Consider the following 20,913-nt stretch of genomic DNA (forward strand, 5'->3'; position numbering starts at 1 on the left):
ATGCGTAGGTACGCATAAAAGCAGACTCTTTACTCCATCTTTATCTTTTATAGTGATCTCATATGCCTTTCGGCTGTTACTTGCCAAATACCAGTGTTGTATTCGATGATCCGGCATATTTCGTAACAAACTCACGTGCATAGGCTGCGCTTTCAACCTGATAGCTGTAGTTATTGCTTGGTCTCCAGTTGGTTTTTGGAGAAACCGGGCTGTTCAGAGCAGGTGTGCTACCTTTATCCGTGAATTCTCCTTTACCTTTGTCGTCCAGAATGCCGCCTTTTTCAGCTCCTGCACCAAAGTAGTTGTTTTCGGAATAAATACGGGCTTTTTCTCCGATGGTGATCGCTTGATTGAAGTTATTGGCGTAATTGTTTTTGATGTGGAAGAAACCATAACGCATAAGTCCAGGGCCACGTACATACAAGTTTTCGAAATAGTTATTGGACATGGTCACATGTGGCACACCATTATAACTGCTATTACCGTCGTTCGGGTGTCCTAGAATAATGCCGTATTTGTGATTCGCAAATTTGGAGTTACTAATCGTGATATAGTCTGCGCGGTCGCCGATATACAAAAGCTTATCCAGGTCACTGCCGCCAGAACTGTAGTTGTGGCCCGAGAAGGTAACATGGTCGATCCAATAGTTGGAGCCGGAAGTAATATACATTTGGATATCATCGTTGGCATTGATGTTCGCAGAGTGATTAAACGTCAGATTTTGAAAGATCACATTGCTTGATCCCGAAGTGGATCTGAAGTGAATGTTCGTTAATGTATGTCTGTCAAAAGAACCTACCAATGTTTTGTTGGAACCAAATTCAACTTTTTGCAAGCTGGATGAAGAAATATTCTGTTCCACAACGACAATCTTAGCTGTAGAGCCTGCCATGTGTGTTCTCAGATCATTCAGATTACTGACATACACGACCTGACCGTTCCTGCCTCCTGTCGTCGCCGCCTTGGATACACCGTTCTCATTCTTCGCATTACCTGCAAAACCAGTCAAACCATTTGTGCCCGTGTTGGGAAAGTTAGCCGCACCATATGTAGCAGGGGCTGTTGAAACCGTTAACAACAATAAAGTGACTGCGAGTAAAAGCAATGAAAACTTCTTCAAAATATCACCATCCTTTGTAATTTGTCCCTTAAACAACTCGATTATAGCTTGTAACCTGCATTGTGACAATACCATCATTGCAAAAAGACAATTATTTTATCTTTTTTGCAACAGCAGGTCAGATATCGTGAAAAAACAGAAAGATGAGACCATGTCACGCCTGACTCATGAACACATCCCATCTATCCTGAAGCATCTATTTAATTTTGATTTCGAATTGATCTTTCGCAACATCTTGTATATTTTCATAGACCTTTCCAGGCTTTCCTTGCATCTTCAATATAATCGATCGGGGTTCATCAAGAGAATTGCTATTGAACGTATAAACCATGCCATTCCCCGTTCCTCTGCCTCCATTCCTAGATAAGGTTGTTTTCTCCCCTTTTTTGGAGATCGTAACAATCTCAAACGGCTGAACGATATCGCTAATGAACGACTCCTTCTCATAGTCAAGCTTTTGTTTGGGATCATAATCAACTCTTACCTGTGTAACCAGTGGCGAAATTTCCACGTCCGAGATCAGCACGTCGTACTCCCCGAACTTGAACGTTTGATTCACAGGGATCGTTTCCGTTTTTGGGATTGAAAATTTCGGGTCTAATGCAATCATAACGTTCATTTTTTTAGAAAATTCGTACTTACGTTCCTGCGAATTCTCCCTCTGCTTCTCCCGTTCTATTCCATTTCCCTCGCCCTTGTCATCATCAAGGCGATCAGGAACGACAGAGGAAAGCTGAAATTCAAAATTTAATTTTTCCGGAAGCGCCGTGCTGCGACTTCGGTCAAATGTTGTACGACCTCGGAGGACATTATTCTGATCTGAGAAATGAATGCTGCTAATGCTGCCGTTATCAATCACATGTCCTGTCGAGGCATCCGTCAATTTTGTGTTCGCCATGGAATATACACCACTCGGAGTATCCGTCCTTGCTGAGTATAAGAGGATAACTCGATTCTCATCCGCCATCAACGCATCCAGCGTAAACGTGTATTTTCCCATCGTCACCGTCTGATCAACACGTTGAACATAATTATGGTTAAGAGCTGAGGTAAGGGTAGCACTCTCCTGATCTGTGCGCAGCAATCCACGAAAAGGCTCCAATCCCCCCCAATGAACTTCAGGTTCGGAAGAGGTCAACCGTTGTTGACCGAGGTCTCCAAGTGATGCGAACATAATACCCGCCACAGCAAGTGATACAGCGCATAACACTGCGATCCATTGTCCTCGTCTTCTTTTACTCGATCTACTCGTTCTGGCTTCCGCCAAGCCGCGTTGTATGGCAGCAGCCGTATTCGCCGAATCTAATTCTCTACGCTCTTTGTTAACCTCATATGCATCTGCCAGCAATGCTTTTTCCTCCGGGCTAGTGGTCATGCCAATCCCTCCTATTCTTCATCAGCTTCCGTAATTGTTCAAGACCCTTATGCTGCCATGTCTTAATCGTGCCTTCCGGTTTGCCAAGAATTGAAGCAATATCTGTAAGTGTCATATCGTTGTAGTACTTGAGCAATATTACATGCCGATACTTCGGTTGTAATTTCAGCAAAAGAGACTGCATGGCTATACGATTATCTTGGGCACTAATCATCCACGAAGCCGGGATATTATTCTCCATGCTCTCATCCGGCTGAGGTATAGTTCGCTTGCGGCGACGCTGCTCATCAATACAGACATAAATTAAAATTCGAATGATCCATGATTTAAATGCCTTCTCGTTTTTTAGCGTACGACGTTTAATCCAGGCTCTGCAGGTCATCTCTTGTATAGCTTCCAGTGAATCCTGCCGATTCCTTAAATAGCTATAGGCAATGGATAATAACGTATCCTGATGCTCCGTAACGGAATTAATAAACGCTGATTCATCGTGCACATGTATCCAGTTTATCTGCTTCATCCCTGTCTCGCTATCCATCCTGTTCCCCTCCTTCTCTCTCTCTGTGGTATAAGACGGACGAACCGACCAAACCGTTTTCATTATTTTCCATACGAAAAAAAGCTCCCCATCCATAGATAGGAGCTGCTATTCCTGCACTCGTAATCGAATTACATCTACTTACAGATTACCTGTAACTTCAATCCCGTCAGCTGAAGCCAGCACGTTCCGAATCCAGGTTGTCAACGAATCCAGGAACACCCGCAGTTCCGGTTCAACAACTTCCACCTGCTCCAACTCAGCTAAAATGCCCGGCCATACCTCTTTCACCATCGGATTATCCCAACAGGGATCAAACACCTGCAGCTCTTCTCCACTTTGCGGGTCCGTTAAAGGGAACACACGATGGATTGCCGGACGAATATGCTTGAAATCCTCATCATAGATGAACAGCCTATCCTCCTGTCTGATCTCATGCATCTCTTCGTTCAGGTATAAGGGAGATAAGGTAAACCCGATGTTCCTCTCCGGGCCTTCATACTGATAAAGGAGCACCGGAATTTTACTTTTGGCTTGTCTTTGCACAACATTCACTCCTTTCCCGGAACACCACTTCAGGCACTCACAATTCGAACCATTCAAATACTTCTGGATACTGATTCGTCACACCCTCCATCTGCTCCTTCCAGGTTCGTCCTTCCTCCCCCCAGATATGGAACAGGCAGTAGATGTATTTTTCACCCTCCGCTACTTCATCCAAATTGTTCGCTTCCTCTAGCCATACTTCCAAAGCTTTGGGCCAGGATGCATCGTCACGCAAAAGAACAAAACCATCCATATGTTGTTCTACGCTGTACATCCTGTTATGTGTCAGCGAAGCCGCCAGTCGCGTCAAGATCTCAGTCAACCTGCCGTGCTCCTGCTCCTTCGTTCTGATCCCATACTCCCAACCCATAACGTGATTCCTCCCTCAAACATCGTTTACCGGGCTTCACTTCGCTGCACTGCGTATCCAGATTGCTGTAGTTCATCCATTGCAACGAACACATCACGCTTTGGATTCAATTCTCGGATCAGGTCAGCACTAATCGGTGCATCGTATATATTTCAGTCACAGCAGTCAAAGACATATCCTGTATATCGTAGTAATCTTTTGCCCAATCGATGTATGATTCCGGTGTTTCCTCGATATAACCGAGCAGAAATGCTACCCCACCCTCAGCATCCGATTCGCCCTCCTGAGCCATAGCAAGTCCAATCCAACTGCCTGTTTTCCACTCAGGACTGTGCACTTCCTGCCAAATACAGAAGGTCACATCCTCTCGAGCCAGCGTTTCCTCGTATTGATCTAACAGACGTATGAACTCCTCCGGTACCTCATCGTACATTCCCGGATAGATTTCACCATCCTCACGGTTATGCGGACTAAGCGGACATTCATGATCAAACCCTTTGAGTAACGTGCCCGTATTCGTAAACATAGCATGCAGATGGTCCCCTGCCCCGTTATCTACACTTCCCCATGCTGTATCTGGCTGAAGAATGTTATGGTGATAACGATGTACGCGGAGCCATTCCTCCTCTGACAGAATGATATCAAGTGCCGCAAGCGCTCTTATCCGCTGGTGCAAAATAGAAGCATTCATGATCGGTGTCCCGCTCCAATGATGCATATCCATCTCTCCTAAAAATGACTATATAAGTATGTAGTGTAATTAAATTAATCCATGCAAGACCATGCTATAGTCGGATCAAATCCTGTAGCTTGTTCTTCCCTTAGTCACTAGGTTGGATCGTAACCGATATCTGATTTTCCTTTTTAAACACAGTACACGCATAATTTCCAGAGTTTAGCTGTAAGAAAACCCCTTGGGATAATTCATCCGGTTCCAGTTCACCGCCACTGACATCATCTGCTGCCCCTAAGTAAACTGTGCCCGAAGGAACCTGAAAATAATATCTCTGTCTCGGCTCCGCTTCACTCCCGGTTTCCAAAACCGTTTCTTGCACATTCCAGTGCACTTCATACGTTCCGTCCTCACCCAGATTCAGGAACAGACAATGACCTGCGTTGACCTCCTCCAGTTCATCATCCGGGATCGACCACCAGTCAGGTGTATCCTGGAGACGATGCTCTAATGACGCCAGATCATAACAACATAATGTGGCTGTATCCGTATCCATCTGAAATGTTCCTTGCATGTTCATCCTCTCCTTCATTTTTTTATTATAACAAGCCAGCCCCACACATAAAATCGAACTCCCGAACCATCTCTGTAACGTTACTCTTCATTTCTGGTTAACAACTGACGATATATCCATAACGGAATTTTTTTGAACTTGATGGAGGAATCTATGCCAATTAATAATAGGAAAGAACCTTTTCGTTATACTCTGAAAGAACCTATGCACTTCGAAATCTATATCCTGAGCATTAATGGCATGGACGGTCCTTCCAAGCCTATTCAGGCCGAATTACGTGATATCAGTCGTTCGGGCTGTCAGCTTGCTTTTCCACTGTCCCTCCCTGTAGAAGATAACGATATTCGCATCGGCATCAACTTGAAGCTGTTTGAAGACTTATTATATATTGAGGGCACACTTCGCTGGGGGATGGAATATAACATGGTATGGCGTTACGGTGTGCAACTTGAAATCGCAGTTGAAGATCAGGATCGCCTGTCCCGGGAAATGCGCATGCTCGCAGGACAAGGTAAAATTATCGTCAAATAACCATCTAACTATGTTTCCTTTAAAATAAAACTGATTCAGATTGCACAGGCCTCTCTACAATGTACATAGAGAAATCTGCATAATTAAAATGAAAAAAGCAGTTGCTTCTCTGGATATATTCCAGGAAGCAACTGCTTTTGTTATATTGAATTATGCTTTTGCCGTGAACAACAGTTCTTGTTCCTTAACGGTTATACGACCAGCAGACTCAATAGAAGCATATTGATGCATATTGGTTATGATTACCGGTGTAATCGTTGTATAACCCGCTTTTTCAATCTCTTCCCGGTCGAATTCCATCAAGACATCACCCACAGAAACCTTGGTGCCTGCCTGAACTTTAGGAGAGAAGAACTGGCCTTTCAACTTCACCGTATCAATCCCGATGTGAATCAGCATTTCCGCACCTGTATCACTTACGAGACCAATGGCATGTCCGCTCTTCGATAATGAGAATACCGTTCCGTTGATTGGAGAAACAACGCGGCCTTCTGTCGGTTGAATTGCAAAACCTTTACCCATAATTTCTTCAGAAAACGCAGGGTCAGGAACTTCACTAAGCGGTTTCACTTCACCCGTGATCGGGCTAAATACTTGCTCATCTTGTGCTTGTGTTTCTTCCGTTACTGCTGGAGCAGTCGTTGTTGCTGACGTTACAGTTTCTGTAGAAGCTGAAGTTGCAGCTGCTTGCGGAGCATTATTTTCCTGGAATCCCAAGATGTACGTAATCAATGCTGCAGAGACAATCGCAATGACACCGCCCAGTATACCATAAATCAATGTACTGATGGACGGACTGATAAATGCTGCAAGTCCTGGCAAACCTACAAGACCTGTTAGTACAAATGCTTTTACCTTGACAATACCCATAAAGCCACCGCCAATTGCCCCACCGATGAGCGCAGCAATAAACGGTTTTTTGTATCTCATATTAACACCATACATCGCTGGTTCAGTAATCCCCATAAATGCTGTCAGACCTGTGGAATAAGCCATAGATTTCGTTTGTCCATTTTTGGAACGGAGTCCTACACCAATCGCTCCACCCGCTTGAGCCCAGTTCGCTGCAAGCATCAAAGGAATAATAAAGTCATAACCTAATGTTGTCATGGAACCAACAACGATCGGTAGCAACGCATAGTGCATTCCTGTAATAATTAGCAGTGACATTGTACCACCAATCAGAATACTTGCGAGGATAGACGCATTATCGAACAACCAAGCAATACCGCCAGACATACCATTACCGATAATGGAACCCAGTGGTCCAATCGCAATCAATGTAAGTGGAACCATGATCAGCAAGGTAACCGTTGGTACGACGATGAGTTTTACTGATGAATGGGTAATGCGGTCAACCGCTTTTTCCACGTAAGAAGCAATCCAGATCGCAATAACAATCGGAATAACCGTTGAAGAATAGGTTGCTGCGACGACTTTAATCCCCGCGAACGATGAGTTTCCTTCTGCCAGCAAAGCTGTTATGGTTGGATGCATAATTCCGGCTGCAAGCGCTGCACCGATATACATATTACTTCCCAATTTCTTAGCAGCACTGATGGCAAGAATGATTGGCAAGAAGTAGAAAGCACCGTCACCAATCGCAGATAAGATAACATAAGTTGAACTCTTATCGGACAGCCAGCCAAACGCTACAAGGATCGCCACGATCCCTTTGATCATACCTGCGCCGGTAATCGCCGGGAGGATTGGAGTAAATACGCCTGAGATGAAGTCAAACAGGGCACTTATTGGATTTCTCTTTTGTTTCGGGCCTGTAGAAGCCGTAGAAGATCCGGCATTTGCACCTTTGGACATGTTGCCTACCAGCGCGTTGTATACCTTCGGTACATCGTTACCGATGATGACCTGGAACTGTCCGCCATTCTCCATAACACCCATAACTCCAGGTGTGTTTTTTAATGTTTCTTTGTCAGCTTTTTTGTTGTCATTCAAGTTAAATCTGAGTCTTGTCATACAGTGGGTCACTTGATCCACGTTTTCTTCGCCACCAACAAGCTTCAGAATATCTTTGGACAATTGTTGTTTATCCATTGTGTTTTGCTCCTTTTATGTGTATTGAAGGTTTAAAAAAAACCTAAACACCGATCCATGACAAAGCATAACAGCTTATCATGTTTCAACGTTTAGGTTTTGCCTTTTTTGCAGTAACAATCCCAAATTATTCGATTGTTTGTTCATTTCGGACAATACGTTCGATGTGGATCGTGAGATACAACACTTCTTCCTTCGACAAGACCCGATTATAGATTTTACGTGTATAATCGTTAATCTTGACTGCACAAGCATGTGCTTCCGGATATTGTTTACTCACCAGATCATGAAGCGGATTATCCTCTTCCTTGTCTTCAATCGCTGTACCTTGCAGTACCCGTTGAGCGAAGAACTTCAAATGGGTCAGGAATCGGTAATAACTTAGTGAATCTTCGTCGAGCTCGATCACGAAACTGCGCCGAACGATGTTGAGAATATCCTTCACGATATTCGTAATGCTGATCGTTTCTCTCATCTCACCATTCATCTGGGCGTTAACCAGATGCATCGCGATGAATGCACATTCGTCCTCGGGAAGAAGAACACCTAGCGTTTCTTCAATAATCTGCAATGCCTTGAGACCGATCGCATATTCCTTCCGGTACATACGCTTGATTTCCCAAAATAATGCATTGCGGATCTGCAATCCTTGACGATGTCGGTCAATAGCAAAATGAATATGATCCGTCAGTGAAATGTAGATGCTTTCATGAAGCTTCTCACCCAGTACCGTCTCAGCGTAACGAATAATCTCATCCGAGCATTCCACATATTCCACCGGAATATCAGACAGAAGCGTCTTCAATTTCTGAGATACTTCTTTACTTTCGAGCGAAAATATTTTTTCGACGAGACTCTCGTCGATGAATTCACCAGTATGCTTTTTGAAGGCAATTCCACGCCCCATAACGACCAGTTCGTTACCTCCCGGATCAATTACAGTGACTACATTGTTGTTGAGCACCTTCTCAATTTTCATTTCTTCACATCACCTTGCACCGTCAAAGTAGTAAAAGGCAAAACCAAAACAGGTCATGAAGTATGCCTGCCTCTGGTTTTGCCTGATTGAACAGTAACAATCCAGTATTCTTTAGCCTTGGGCCTATCTTACCATATTAAATCGCATGTGACAACGTTTTTCTGAAAGCGGTTAATGTGCGTTAATGCGACATAAAAGGCACTCATACAACAATGACTTTGGAATTATGCTTTTGCATTATTATCAACAAGACTTGCGCCATTTGTACTAATAACTTCTTTGTACCAGTGGAACGATTTTTTCTTATAACGGTCCAGTGTACCAGAACCATCATTATTACGGTCTACATAAATGAAACCATAACGTTTCTTCATCTCTGCTGTAGATGCACTTACCAAGTCAATGCAGCCCCATGACGTGTATCCCATGACTTCGACACCATCTTCAAGCGCTTCTCCAACTTGCACCAGATGATCATTCAAGTATTGAATGCGGTAGTCATCATGGACTGTTTTATTGCCGTTCTCATCCGTAATCAATTCATCGACGGCACCCAAACCATTTTCGACAATAAACAATGGTTTCTGATAACGGTCCCAGTATTTATTGAGGGTTACACGCAAGCCCTGAGGATCAATCTGCCATCCCCATTCGCTTGCTTTCAAGTAAGGGTTCTGAACTCCTGCAAACAGGTTTCCTTTGCCCTCTTTACGTTTCTCCGGATCACCGGTCTCACAGATACTTACATAATAGCTGAAGGAGATGAAATCTACGGTGTGCTTAAGAATTTCCGCATCCCCGTCTTCGAACTTAATGTTGATGTTATTCGCTTTGAAATAACGATTAATGTATTTCGGATAATAACCACGTGCATGGATATCGGCGAAAATATCATTACGTTGCTCTGCGTGCATCGCTGCAACAACGTCGTCTGGATTCGGTGTGAGCGGATATGTCGGCATGCTCAGCACCATGCACCCGATTTTCGCTTCCGGCATAATCTCATGGCCCAGTTTGACAGCAAGCGCACTGGCTACCAATTCATGATGGATCGCTTGGTACAGATCCTGCTTGGACAATTCGGATTTCGGTGTATAGATACCACCACTCATGAATGGTTCTTCCAGAATGGAGTTGATCTCATTAAACGTCAACCAGTATTTCACTTTGCCTTTGAAACGGTTAAACAGCACAGTGACATAACGTTCGTAAAACTCGATCATTTTACGGTTAACCCATCCATCATAGGTTTTAGACAAATGTAGCGGCGTCTCGTAGTGAGAGATCGTTACGAGCGGTTCAATGCCATATTTGTGACACTCATCGAACAGGTCATCATAGAATTGCAGACCTTTCTCGTTCGGCTCCAGTTCGTCCCCTTTTGGAAAAATGCGAGACCACGCAATGGATGTACGGAACACCTTAAAGCCCATCTCAGCAAACAGTTTGACATCCTCTTTGTAGCGGTTGTAGAAATCAATCCCGATCAATTTCAAGTTATCTTCAGTAGGGCCTTCTGTTCTTGGTGTTGTAATGCCATGTGGCATAACGTCCTGTACAGACAGACCTTTGCCATCCGCATTATAAGCTCCCTCAAGCTGGTTGGCCGCTACCGCGCCGCCCCACAGAAAATCCTTCGGAAATGGTGTAGTCATTTGGCTTCATCCTCTCAACATTGAATGTCTATATAAATTGAACTAAAGATTTTACACATTCCACTCCGATGACAGAATAACCTTCTAATCGCTGTTACCCCCAGATTTTTTCGATTCCCTTTTCCAAAGGGGAAAATCCGGTGATAAAGGCGACCGCTCCGCTTTTCCAGGTTTTTTCTGTCCTCTCCGTTCAAGTGTAAATAAATAGTTCAACTTATATAAAATTTATTTTATATCCGTTCCAAACTTTATTTTGTGCCCACTTGCTCAAGTCGCTGCATGATTTGCTCAAGCTGTGCACCTGTTACGATTTGCTTCATATCAAACTTGCCTTTGCTCACACCCGTCATTACACCAGCACGAGCACTATTCTGAATCGCCGCATATGCCCAATGCTTACTGTCGACATCGCCAAACATCAGCTCCACTGAATCTGTAGCAGGCTTCCAATCCTTATTAGTCAGGATCTGGTCTACAATAACTGCCATCTGCGCTCGTGTTACTTCGCTCTCTGGAGCAAACATTTGATTGCCGATACCTTTCATCAGTCCCGCCTTAGTCACCTTCGTAATGGCTTGAGCAGTCCAGTCGGGAGCGCTGTCCACATAAGGATATTCCTCAGTTCCTTCCGAAAGTTGAAGAGCATCAGCCAGAACCATTGCAATCTGCGCGCGTGTTACAGGTTCAGAGGGTTGTACAGCATGCTCTGATGAGGAACCTGTCTGCTCTCCAGCTGTACCTTTATCAAGTTTGAACAGACTCGAGATAACCTCTTTATTGTTAAAAGCAGGTACCCATGACCAATGTTTCAAACCTCCATAGAATCTGTGACTATCCATGTATGCATCATCGTATAAAGTTAAATGCACTTGTTTAGCACCCATTTCCGTCAATGCCTGATAAGCAAGTGAACTAGTACGACTATCTGTTGTTGGATCATTTTGAGCGTGCATAATCCACATCGGCACATCCACAATGCCTTTCAGTTCTTGCTTGAATGCATCAACGGAACCCGTATAGTCCGCAATGGTATCTTTGGCAGCAACGATAATTGCTCCAGCAAACAAGTCAGGATACTGCATCAGGAAGCGAAATGCACCACCACCACCACTGGATACACCAGACAGATAAATCCGGTCAGGGTCTACTTCACCTTCGGCAACAAGCTTTTGAATCAACTCAACCTGAGCTTCAAAATATGCCTTCATTATTGGTAGTTGCTCTGCATTGTTGTAAATTTTGAAGCTGTAATTCTCAGGATATTGCACCGCCAGTACAGAAGTATCATACCCTGATTCCGTCCAGACTACTGCACCGCGATTAGCGGTTAAATGATTGCGTCCGTCCGTTCCAACTTCACCACCGCCGTGAAGCCATACCATAAGCGGCTTCGCTTCCTTGGAAGGACTGCGTTTCAGGTTATAAGATAGCGTTACACCATTGCTAGCTGTGAATTGTGCTTTTTCAAACTCATCCACGGTACGTGTTTTCACCTGAGTAACACTTTTTTTATCAAAAGAAAGTTCTGGATACGTTTTGCTGGTTACCGCAAACTCGGATTTCAGGCCTCCAGGATATTTGAAAGGCTTCACGGTCATGTGGATCGTATGATCCTTCATGGATAACGTGATGCCATCATCTTCATAGTTGTCTTGCACAATTTCTCCAGCAGCATTTAACGGATAACCGTCATAATTCCCTGTAATATCAAAGTCAGATGCCTTCAGATTTTTGTATTTTTCCACGTCTGAAACCGTAATGTCAAAAGATTCGACCATCTCACCCGGATCACCAACAAACGTATTCGCCTGAATTTGCGTCACTTGTGCGCTTGCTGCACCTGTTGTCCCAGGCCAGATCACACTTAGACTCAGCGTTAGTGCTAACATACAGGAAACGTGTTTGATGCCTTTGTTCCACTTCTTCAAAAGAACCCCTCCAGCTCATGTGATGTTTGATTGCAAAGTAAAAAGCGGACAAGCACCAACCAAAAGGGTTGTATGAAGCGAAAGCTCATATCACACTTTTAAGTCAGGTTTTGCCCGCCCCTGTGCGGTAACAATCCTAAGAATGTCATCGCTGAATATCAGATCTTTGTTTCAGGTGTTTACAGTTGCTCACCATTGCTGGCAATCACATTTTTGTACCAATCAAATGAATCTTTTTTGGAGCGTGCAAGTGTTCCGTTACCTTCATCATCGAGATCCACGTAGATAAAGCCATAACGTTTGGACATCTCGGATGTCGACATACTCACGAGGTCAATCGGGCCCCATGCAGTAAAACCAATCAGCTCAACCCCATCTTTGATGGCCTCTTTCATCTGTTCGATGTGCTTTTTGAGGTAATCGACGCGGTACGAGTCATGGATAGATCCATCCTCTTCCACTTTGTCATACGCACCCAGACCATTCTCTACAATAAAGAGTGGTTTTTGATAACGATCCCAGAAGTTGTTCAACGTTACGCGCAGACCGATCGGGTCGATCTCCCAGCCCCAGTCGGATGCTTCCAGATAAGGGTTTTTCACGCCGCCTGTCAGGTTACCTGCTGTCTCAGCCGCATCCGCAGAAGCCGACTTGGTCACAGACATGTAATAACTGAAGGAGATGAAATCTACCGTGTTGTTCAGCAAAATCTCATCATCGCCTGCTTCTTTTTGAATTACAATGTTATTCTCATCAAAATAACGCGCCATGTAATTCGGGTATTTACCTCGAGCGTGCATGTCCGTGAAGAAGAGGTTAAGCTGATTCTCATGCTGAGCCAGTTGAACATCTACCGGATTACAAGTCGCTGGATAAGTTTCCATACGTGCAAGCATACAGCCCACTTGGGAGCCAGGAATGATCTCATGTGCAAGCTTCGTCACCATAGCACTTGCTACAAATTGATGATGCAATGCTTGATACGTTGTTTGCAGCTTATTGTCCACTTTATCAATTAGAATACCGCCGCCAGTGTACGGACTGAACACCATCACATTAATCTCGTTAAATGTCAGCCAGTATTTCACTTTGTTTTTATAACGGTTGAATACCGTTTCAGCGTAACGAACATAATGTCCGATCACTTCACGGCTTGCCCAGCCATTGTATTTTTGCGTCAAACCAAGCGGAGTCTCATAGTGAGACAGTGTTACGAGCGGTTCAATGCCGTATTTATGCAATTCATCAAATACTTCATCATAGAATTTCAAACCTGCTTCATTTGGCTCTTGGTCATAACCGTTCGGGAAAATACGTGCCCAGTGAATGGACAAACGGAATACTTTGAAGCCCATTTCTGCGAATAGTGCGATATCTTCTCTAAAACGGTGGTAGAAATCAATACCGAAACGTTTCGGGAAACGTTCTTCAATTTTGCCAGCAAGAATCTCTTCGATTCGGGAAGAGGAAATTTCCATGGCATGTCCACCCGTGCGCTTTTCTTTTGGCACATGAGCGATCATGTCCGCTGTGGAGAGACCTTTTCCGTCCTTATCGAATGCGCCTTCCAGTTGGTTCGCAGCTGTAGCGCCGCCCCACAGGAAGTTTTCAGGGAATCCTTTTTTTGCCGTGGTCATCATAACAACCTCTTTTCGAAATAATTTTTGGTTTTCCATACGTAAGAGCAACTCCAAAACAGAGCAGAAAACAAGAAAAACCTAAACTCAGGGTAAAATAGCACCAAAAAAAGGGGCTTTCATTTCACCATCAGTTTAGGTTTTGCCTGTCTGCACAGTTACAATCCATCAAAAGATGTTATAACGTATTCTGTTGTTTTGCTCTTGTGATGTAAGCGTAACATATTTATTTTGTAAAATCAAATTCACCAAAACTATGCGACCTTCGGCCACAATAAGATCACCTAACAACGTATTTATAATAATTATTATCTTATTTCTAACATCATTTCTAAAACTATTTCTAACGTGGCATTCGCAAAATTGCTGCCCGTAGGGCATTGGTTCCTTCCTCCGTTTCCAGATAACTTGCAGGACTTTGGTCCCCCAGAGCTGGAACCTTTTTCTCTATCCATTTCAATGCGGAATCTTTCATTTCACATAAAAGTACCCGGCCTATATCTTCTGGAATACCTCTTAATCGTGCCTCTTCTTTCCATTCAGTGGGTAATGTAGCGTACCATTCATCAAATAGTTCAACGAAGGTATCCCAATGCTCCTGTTTAAATGCGGACAAATACATATCTTGCATACTCATGTAACATTTCTCCTTCTCATTAAGATATGTAACCCCCTGGTCCTATCTCAGAGAATTCATCCTTAAGCCGCTTGTAGTCGCTGTTATAACTAGTAGACTTAATTTTAAATGATTTTCAGGGAGAGAACAATCAAGGAGGAACACATCATGACCGAAGAAGAAAACACATCTGGCTGGGACGCCATCGACCACGCTATACAGCAATTGTACGGAGAACAGGAACCTAAACATTATGGCACAGCCATTCCATATATGCTTGGCGGACCCGACCCACTGGACGGAATAAGTGCCTATGCGGTAGATACACCGATGCCTCATTGGCATTTTGTAACTTATGGTTTCTCGGAGCTCTACGGCAAAGAGGGCGATGATGCATCGAGAAGTGGATATGGTTTCGAACTTACTTTTCGCCTTACACGCTGTGAAAATGAATCAGAACCGCCGGCCTGGGCACTCAATCTACTCCAAAATATGGGGCGATATGTCTTCAACAGCGGTAACCTGTTTCAGCCCGGAGATTATCTGGATGCCAACGGCCCGATCTGCCTGAACTCCGATACACTCTTGACTGCACTTGCATTCATAGAAGATCCAGATTTACCTGAACTGAATACACCGAATGGTTCTGTTCAATTTATCCAAATGGTCGGTATGACCTGCCGTGAACTGGAGATGATTCAGAGCTGGAATACCCGCGGTTTCCTGGCTGCCTGTGAAAGCTATATGCCTAAATATGTAACGGATCTGATGAGGAATTCCTACGCAGATATCCCTTCGGTTATCCAAGCTACGGAGCGTGGCATTGAGGAAGACGGATCAAGCACCGCCTTTTTGTTCATCCAACAATTGAGCTGGGAGTCACCACGCAAAAAACTGTTACAGAAAAACATCCCTGCCAAGCTTCAGCTAGGTGCCCAACAGGCAACTCTTCTGGGTAGCATCCTGGGGAGCCGAATCGCCAAAAAAGCAACGTTGTCCCTAATCGGGCCGGATATCAATATTGTCTTTGAAGCTGGGGATCTTCCCTCTCTGATGGAAACGGAGCGAGAGGTCAGATTGACTGTGAATCAGCAAGCACTGAACGAAATTGTAGAGCAACTTCGTCCACAAGCCAGCTCCTTTCAGATCCCTTCACTGGACAAGCTCCTTATTGAGATTGTGCCCACGCAGATTAAAGATCAGGAAGGGAATGTGATCAAAACGATCGGCTAATCAACGCAATTGCATCAAGGAGGAATGACATGTCTGCTCATACATCGGTCTCAAGGCCATTGGAATACGGTACGGGAGTTCATACTGGAACTCCTGCTTCCTTTCACTATTTAGCTCAAAGCGGAATAGACCGACTATGCAAAATCAATCATTTTCTAATTCAAGCGTTCCGCCGCAGTATTTTGGATATCAAAGAGAATTTGACAGGTACTTATCTGTTCCTGCTAACAGATGTTAACGGCGTGCTGCTGTCCATGGATTACAGCTCTAATTTGGAACCGCACGTAAAGCAATCTCCTATTCGACCGGGACTGAGTTTTTCAGCCCAGAGCTGTGGCGTTAATGCCATCTCCAGAACGATGGAGGATAATGCGCCCGTATTTTTGCTACCAGAGCAGCATGAAAGTCCATTTTTTCAAAGCTGGCACTGTTATGCCGTTCCTCTATACATGGGGTCACAGCATTTCGGTTATCTCGATGTGTCTACAATTAACGCGGATATGCAGCGTGAACTCATGGCCATAGCCAAGTTGATCCCGGCAAATATGCAGAACCGTTACCAGAGCCAAAGCATGGCACACCAGGAGAAACAGCTCCAAGTCGAATTCACAGAGCGGCAACTAACGATTCTAGAGATGATATCCCGCGGATGGACTGTGAAGGCGATTGCATTGCAACTTAAGATCAAGGAATGTACGGTCAATTATCATAAAAAAGTCATTTTTAACAAGTTAGGCGTTCAATCCAGCACAGAAGCTGTTTCAATGGCGAGTCAATTGTCTTATTTATAGGAGACCCCTATAGTTTCCTATAGGTGGAAATAGAGAACGCATGTGCTACAATTTTAGTAAGCACAACAAAGAGAGAATAACTCACACATCTCAGGAGGGTATTATGTCTATTACGAAAAAAACATCTTTATTCGCTATGCTCATCATGATGATGATCGTAGTCGCTGCTTGCGGAGACAAAGCAGATAACAATGCGAAATCAAACGATCCTGCCGCAACCAAAACAACTACAGGCGCAGATGCCGGCACAGCCAAAACCGACGATACCGACAAATCAGGAGCGTCCAGCGAAGATAACAAAGAATCTGACAACTCATCCAAAGTAGAACTGGGGACAACGCAAAAGGGTTCTTACACTAATGACTATTTTGGCGTATCCCTGAAATTCCCTGAAGCATGGGAATATCAGGATGCCGAGGGCATGAACCAACTGACGAGTGCTTCCTCTGAGGCCATTGCCGGTGACGATGAAAAGAAGAAAAAACAGATGGAACTATCTCAAACCAAGACATTGAACCTGCTTATGGCATCCCAATATCCGCTCGATGGCGGCCAGATCGGCCCTTCTGCAATGGCCATCGCCGAGAAGGTTAGCTTGCTGCAAGGCATTCGTACAGGAGAGGACTATCTGAAAGCTACCAAGAAGTTCATGGAAGACAGCAACTTCCCTTATGAATACAAGGACTTCACAAAAGAAACCATCGGTGGCAAAGAAATGGACCTAATGCAGATCACGACGGATGCAGGGGACGGAAGCAAAATCACTCAGGAATACTACAGCACGATTATTGAAGGTTATGCGTTCAACTTCATCTTCACATATCTCGATGCAGACAGCAAAGCCGAGATCGACAACATTAAGAAGTCGGTTCAATTCAAATAAAAACCAAAACCCCGGTTGCGATCTGAACAGATCATGCCGGGGTTCTTTGTTCTTTTTTTAACCAGACAGGGCAACCCAATGTCCTTCTTTCACTTCGACCCAGCGCGAATGCTCCAGATTATATCGGTCTCCCGTGCCACTGGTTTCCTTCTCCTGATCTACCAAAGCGATACGTGGCTTATTCCTCTCCACCACCGGATCAGGAACCGGAATGGCCGATAGTAACGCCTTCGTATACGGGTGCTGCGGATTGGCATACAGTTCTTCACTTTCAGCCAGCTCCACAATTTTGCCGTTATACATGACAGCTACCCGATCACTGATATGTTTGACCATCGACAGATCATGCGCGATGAACAAATACGTTAGACCCAAGCGCTGTTGCAGCTCTTCAAGCAACTGCACAATCTGCGCCTGAATAGAGACATCGAGTGCCGACAACGGCTCATCACAAACGATAAACTCCGGCTCTACCGCCAGCGCTCTTGCAATGCCTATTCGCTGACGTTGTCCTCCTGAGAACTCATGGGGATATCGCTGTGCATGTGACGGTTCAAGTCCCACCATCTCCAGCAGTTCTTCCACTCGCTTCTGTCGCTGAGCGGCATTACCTGCAAGCTGATGAATATCCAGTGCCTCGCCAATGATGTCCATAATTCTCATTTTGGGATTTAGAGAAGCATACGGATCTTGGAAAATGATCTGCATATGTCGTCGCATCGTTTTCATCTCACCAGTCGAGAGTCGCTGCAACGGAATGCCTTTGAACAGCACATCACCCCCCGTTGGCTCATGCAGACGCAGAATCGCTCGTCCCGTGGTAGATTTTCCGCTACCTGACTCTCCTACAACGCCAAGTGTTTCCCCTTGACGGATATGAAAGCTGATATCGTTCACGGCTTTTAACGTATTGCCCTTGCCGAGGTTAAAATACTGTTTGAGAGATTTGACCTCCAGCAACGGCTGATCGTCCTCCATATCTTTGGATACCTGCGAGACTAGCTTCGGCTTCTTCTTCTCATCCAACCTAGGCAGTGCGTTCAACAGACGGATGGTATACGGATGTTTAGGACTCGCAAAAATCTCCGCCGTGGTGCCCGTCTCCACGATCTCTCCCTCTTTCATTACAACCACCCGGTCACACATGCCGGCAACCACACCCAAATCATGTGTAATCAGAATAATCGACGTACCCATCTGCTCTTGCATATCCTTCATCAGGTTCAAAATCTGTGCCTGAATCGTTACATCCAGAGCCGTAGTCGGCTCATCGGCGATTAATAGTTCAGGACGACAAGCAAGGGCGATACCAATCATCACCCGCTGACGCATGCCACCGGAAAATTCATGCGGATACTGATTATAACGGATAGCGCTTTGTTTGATGCCTATTCGTTCCATCATGGCGATGGCTTGTTTTTTCGCTTCCCTTCTCGATAACTTCTGGTGTTTGATCAAACTTTCCGAGATTTGCTGACCAATCTTGATCGTTGGATTAAGCGAACTCATGGGGTCTTGGAAAATCATACCGATGTCCCGGCCACGAATATGCTCCATCTCTTTTTGTGATTTCCCAGCAAGATCTACACCTTTAAATAGAATTTCACCCGATTTCATCTGTGAAGGGGGAGAGGCAAGCAGCCTCATAATAGAGCGTGCGGTTACGCTTTTACCACTGCCTGATTCTCCAACAATGCCCAGCGTTTCCCCTTTCCGCAGTTCAAAGCTGACCTGCTTGACCGCCTGAAACTCACTATCACCCGTGTAAAAAGAGACGGACAAATCATTTACTCTCAGCAAAGGTTCCACGACGTGCACCATTCCTTTCATATCTGCTCTATCTTCTCATATGTAATCAATTCCATACCTTGACAATTAAACATACCCTACATAATATATACTATATTGATCGGAATAATGCAATTTATACTTCAGTGAAAGGAGAGTTACCGTTTGACAGCTGAAGCGGAAAATCATCACACCTCCCGTCTGGTGAATCATCTACGTTTTATTTATGGTAAAATGCTGCTTCATCCCGTCTATCGCTATGTATTGATCGTTCTCGGATTACCGATCAACCTGATCGTTTATATGGTCTGGCTTTCCAAGCGTAAACAAGATGACTGGTCAGCTGTAAAACAACAGGCTGAACAGGAGATGCATACCTCATCCTACCGTGACACCAAACGATTGGAACTGGAAGAACAACTGAGGCGCAAGCATCGCTTCTTCAAGCAAGAGGTCAGCGAGGCAGCATTCAGACAAGAGGCTGAGAGCTGGCTTGAGGAAACTTTTCAGAAGGAACTGCTGGAACGAACGTCCCACAAGTTAGAACAAAAGGGAAAACATCGTCTCGGAATTCAGGATACATTCGGTATCTTACTAGCGAAACCTTGGTTTCTAGCCTTATCGATCATCCCGGGCTGTCTAATGTATCTGACTCTTCTGGTATATGGTAATGCTTATCTAAAGTACATATTTGAAAGACTACTCATGACCATCTTTGTCATTCTGGGTGTAGCAACGCTAGTATTTACGATTCTGTACTTGTCTCCGTTCAACCCGGCGGCCAACATTCTCGGCGTAACCGCAACACAAGAACAGATTGCAGCCTTTAATCATGTGTACGGCCTGGATCAGCCTTATCTGACACAGCTTTGGAACAATATCAAGGGTGTTGCCTTGTTTGATCTTGGCAAGTCGTTTGCAGGAAACGAGATCGTGACGGATACAATCGCTCGAAAGTTTCCCATTACGCTAACCCTTGCCGTGATTTCCCTGCTGTTAGCTATTGTCATTGCTTTACCTATTGGCATTATCTCGGCGCTCAAGCCTAACTCCTGGTTTGACTACACATTTATGTTCATCGCTCTCATTGGACTGTCTATTCCGAACTTCTGGCAAGGTCTGATCTTCATTCTGAATTTCTCGATTAAAATGCAGTGGCTTCCAGCTACCTTTAATCCTCAGAACTGGCTGTCCATGATTATGCCGGTCATCGTGCTGGGGACAGGACTTACGGCTGCGGTTGCACGGATGACCCGTTCATCCACACTGGAGGTCATTCACGAGGATTATGTCATGACTGCCCGGGCCAAGGGGCTAAGTGAGCGACAAGTGATGCTGAAGCACGCGGTGCGTAACGCGCTGATTCCTATCATTACTGTCGTGGGTCTTCAATTCGGAGCTATGCTTGGCGGGGCCGCTGTAACAGAGAAGGTATTTAATATCAGCGGACTGGGAAGTTACATCGTGGATAAGCAATTCATACCCGATATTCCGAGTATTATGGGCGGAGTAATCTACACAGCGATCACGATTTCCATTGTGAATGTTGTGGTTGATCTGTTTTACGCATTTATCGATCCAAGGGTTCGCTCCAAAATGAAACAATATTAAAGCAGGTGTA

Annotated in this window: 19 protein-coding genes; 5 read left to right on the forward strand and 14 right to left on the reverse strand. The window is 44.7% G+C overall.

From position 1 onward, the window contains the following. Positions 1-76: 76 nt before the first annotated feature. The 7 genes from BLQ13_RS01250 to BLQ13_RS01280 all read right to left on the reverse strand — a co-directional run bounded on the left by BLQ13_RS01250 (position 77) and on the right by BLQ13_RS01280 (position 5,196). Positions 77-1,120, reverse strand: a complete 1,044-nt coding sequence (locus BLQ13_RS01250) for a pectate lyase family protein (RefSeq protein ID WP_090915149.1) — start codon at positions 1,118-1,120, stop codon at positions 77-79. Between the two features lie 196 nt (positions 1,121-1,316). Beyond that, the gene (locus BLQ13_RS01255) at positions 1,317-2,495 is read right to left on the reverse strand and encodes a DUF4179 domain-containing protein (protein ID WP_090915151.1); all 1,179 of its coding nucleotides are present in this window, start codon (positions 2,493-2,495) and stop codon (positions 1,317-1,319) included. Further along, entirely contained in the window at positions 2,485-3,033 is a 549-nt protein-coding gene (locus BLQ13_RS01260) for a sigma-70 family RNA polymerase sigma factor (RefSeq protein WP_244159171.1), read from the reverse strand. Before BLQ13_RS01260 ends, BLQ13_RS01255 begins: the two co-directional genes overlap by 11 nt. Positions 3,034-3,174: 141 nt before the next feature. Then, complete coding sequence (locus BLQ13_RS01265; RefSeq protein WP_090915153.1) at positions 3,175-3,579, reverse strand: hypothetical protein; 405 nt, start codon at positions 3,577-3,579, stop codon at positions 3,175-3,177. Positions 3,580-3,616: 37 nt separating this feature from the next. Beyond that, complete coding sequence (locus tag BLQ13_RS01270; protein WP_090915156.1) at positions 3,617-3,949, reverse strand: hypothetical protein; 333 nt, start codon at positions 3,947-3,949, stop codon at positions 3,617-3,619. A 118-nt stretch (positions 3,950-4,067) separates the two neighbouring features. Beyond that, complete coding sequence (locus BLQ13_RS01275) at positions 4,068-4,667, reverse strand: hypothetical protein (protein WP_090915158.1); 600 nt, start codon at positions 4,665-4,667, stop codon at positions 4,068-4,070. A 103-nt stretch (positions 4,668-4,770) separates the two neighbouring features. After that, positions 4,771-5,196, reverse strand: a complete 426-nt coding sequence (locus BLQ13_RS01280) for a DUF6386 family protein (RefSeq protein WP_244159172.1) — start codon at positions 5,194-5,196, stop codon at positions 4,771-4,773. Between the two features lie 153 nt (positions 5,197-5,349). Here BLQ13_RS01280 and BLQ13_RS01285 point away from each other — a divergent pair, with 153 nt between their 5' ends. Beyond that, entirely contained in the window at positions 5,350-5,727 is a 378-nt protein-coding gene (locus BLQ13_RS01285; RefSeq protein ID WP_090915162.1) for a PilZ domain-containing protein, read from the forward strand. 150 nt (positions 5,728-5,877) lie between these two features. Here BLQ13_RS01285 and BLQ13_RS01290 read toward each other — a convergent pair whose 3' ends face one another. The 6 genes from BLQ13_RS01290 to BLQ13_RS01315 form a co-directional block, all read right to left on the reverse strand. Next, complete coding sequence (locus BLQ13_RS01290; RefSeq protein WP_090915165.1) at positions 5,878-7,782, reverse strand: beta-glucoside-specific PTS transporter subunit IIABC; 1,905 nt, start codon at positions 7,780-7,782, stop codon at positions 5,878-5,880. A gap of 127 nt (positions 7,783-7,909) precedes the next feature. Then, positions 7,910-8,761 carry a BglG family transcription antiterminator LicT gene (gene licT / locus BLQ13_RS01295; RefSeq protein WP_090915167.1) on the reverse strand — a complete coding sequence of 284 codons (852 nt, stop codon included), beginning with the start codon at positions 8,759-8,761 and terminating at the stop codon, positions 7,910-7,912. A 224-nt stretch (positions 8,762-8,985) separates the two neighbouring features. Further along, positions 8,986-10,416: a glycoside hydrolase family 1 protein gene (locus tag BLQ13_RS01300; RefSeq protein WP_090915169.1), complete on the reverse strand. Its 1,431-nt coding sequence runs from the start codon at positions 10,414-10,416 to the stop codon at positions 8,986-8,988. A 248-nt stretch (positions 10,417-10,664) separates the two neighbouring features. Next, positions 10,665-12,344 carry an S-layer homology domain-containing protein gene (locus BLQ13_RS01305; protein WP_090915171.1) on the reverse strand — a complete coding sequence of 560 codons (1,680 nt, stop codon included), beginning with the start codon at positions 12,342-12,344 and terminating at the stop codon, positions 10,665-10,667. Between the two features lie 179 nt (positions 12,345-12,523). After that, entirely contained in the window at positions 12,524-13,981 is a 1,458-nt protein-coding gene (locus tag BLQ13_RS01310; protein WP_090915671.1) for a glycoside hydrolase family 1 protein, read from the reverse strand. 343 nt (positions 13,982-14,324) lie between these two features. Continuing rightward, positions 14,325-14,618 (reverse strand): antitoxin Xre/MbcA/ParS toxin-binding domain-containing protein, encoded by a 294-nt coding sequence (locus BLQ13_RS01315; RefSeq protein ID WP_090915174.1) that lies wholly within the window; start codon positions 14,616-14,618, stop codon positions 14,325-14,327. A gap of 147 nt (positions 14,619-14,765) precedes the next feature. On the opposite strand from BLQ13_RS01315, the gene BLQ13_RS01320 reads away from it, so the two are divergent. The 3 genes from BLQ13_RS01320 to BLQ13_RS01330 all read left to right on the forward strand — a co-directional run bounded on the left by BLQ13_RS01320 (position 14,766) and on the right by BLQ13_RS01330 (position 17,504). After that, the gene (locus BLQ13_RS01320; RefSeq protein ID WP_090915176.1) at positions 14,766-15,830 is read left to right on the forward strand and encodes a suppressor of fused domain protein; all 1,065 of its coding nucleotides are present in this window, start codon (positions 14,766-14,768) and stop codon (positions 15,828-15,830) included. A gap of 29 nt (positions 15,831-15,859) precedes the next feature. After that, positions 15,860-16,621 (forward strand): LuxR C-terminal-related transcriptional regulator, encoded by a 762-nt coding sequence (locus BLQ13_RS01325; RefSeq protein WP_090915179.1) that lies wholly within the window; start codon positions 15,860-15,862, stop codon positions 16,619-16,621. Between the two features lie 103 nt (positions 16,622-16,724). Next, positions 16,725-17,504 carry a hypothetical protein gene (locus BLQ13_RS01330; protein WP_090915180.1) on the forward strand — a complete coding sequence of 260 codons (780 nt, stop codon included), beginning with the start codon at positions 16,725-16,727 and terminating at the stop codon, positions 17,502-17,504. A 57-nt stretch (positions 17,505-17,561) separates the two neighbouring features. Here BLQ13_RS01330 and BLQ13_RS01335 read toward each other — a convergent pair whose 3' ends face one another. Further along, positions 17,562-19,313, reverse strand: coding sequence for an ABC transporter ATP-binding protein (locus BLQ13_RS01335; protein WP_090915673.1), 1,752 nt, complete (start codon positions 19,311-19,313; stop codon positions 17,562-17,564). A gap of 213 nt (positions 19,314-19,526) precedes the next feature. Between BLQ13_RS01335 and BLQ13_RS01340 the strand changes: the two genes are divergently transcribed. Beyond that, positions 19,527-20,903 carry an ABC transporter permease gene (locus BLQ13_RS01340; RefSeq protein WP_090915675.1) on the forward strand — a complete coding sequence of 459 codons (1,377 nt, stop codon included), beginning with the start codon at positions 19,527-19,529 and terminating at the stop codon, positions 20,901-20,903. Positions 20,904-20,913: the final 10 nt, after the last annotated feature.

The organism is Paenibacillus polysaccharolyticus (assembly GCF_900102085.1).
GTDB classification, from domain to species: Bacteria; Bacillota; Bacilli; order Paenibacillales; family Paenibacillaceae; genus Paenibacillus; species Paenibacillus polysaccharolyticus.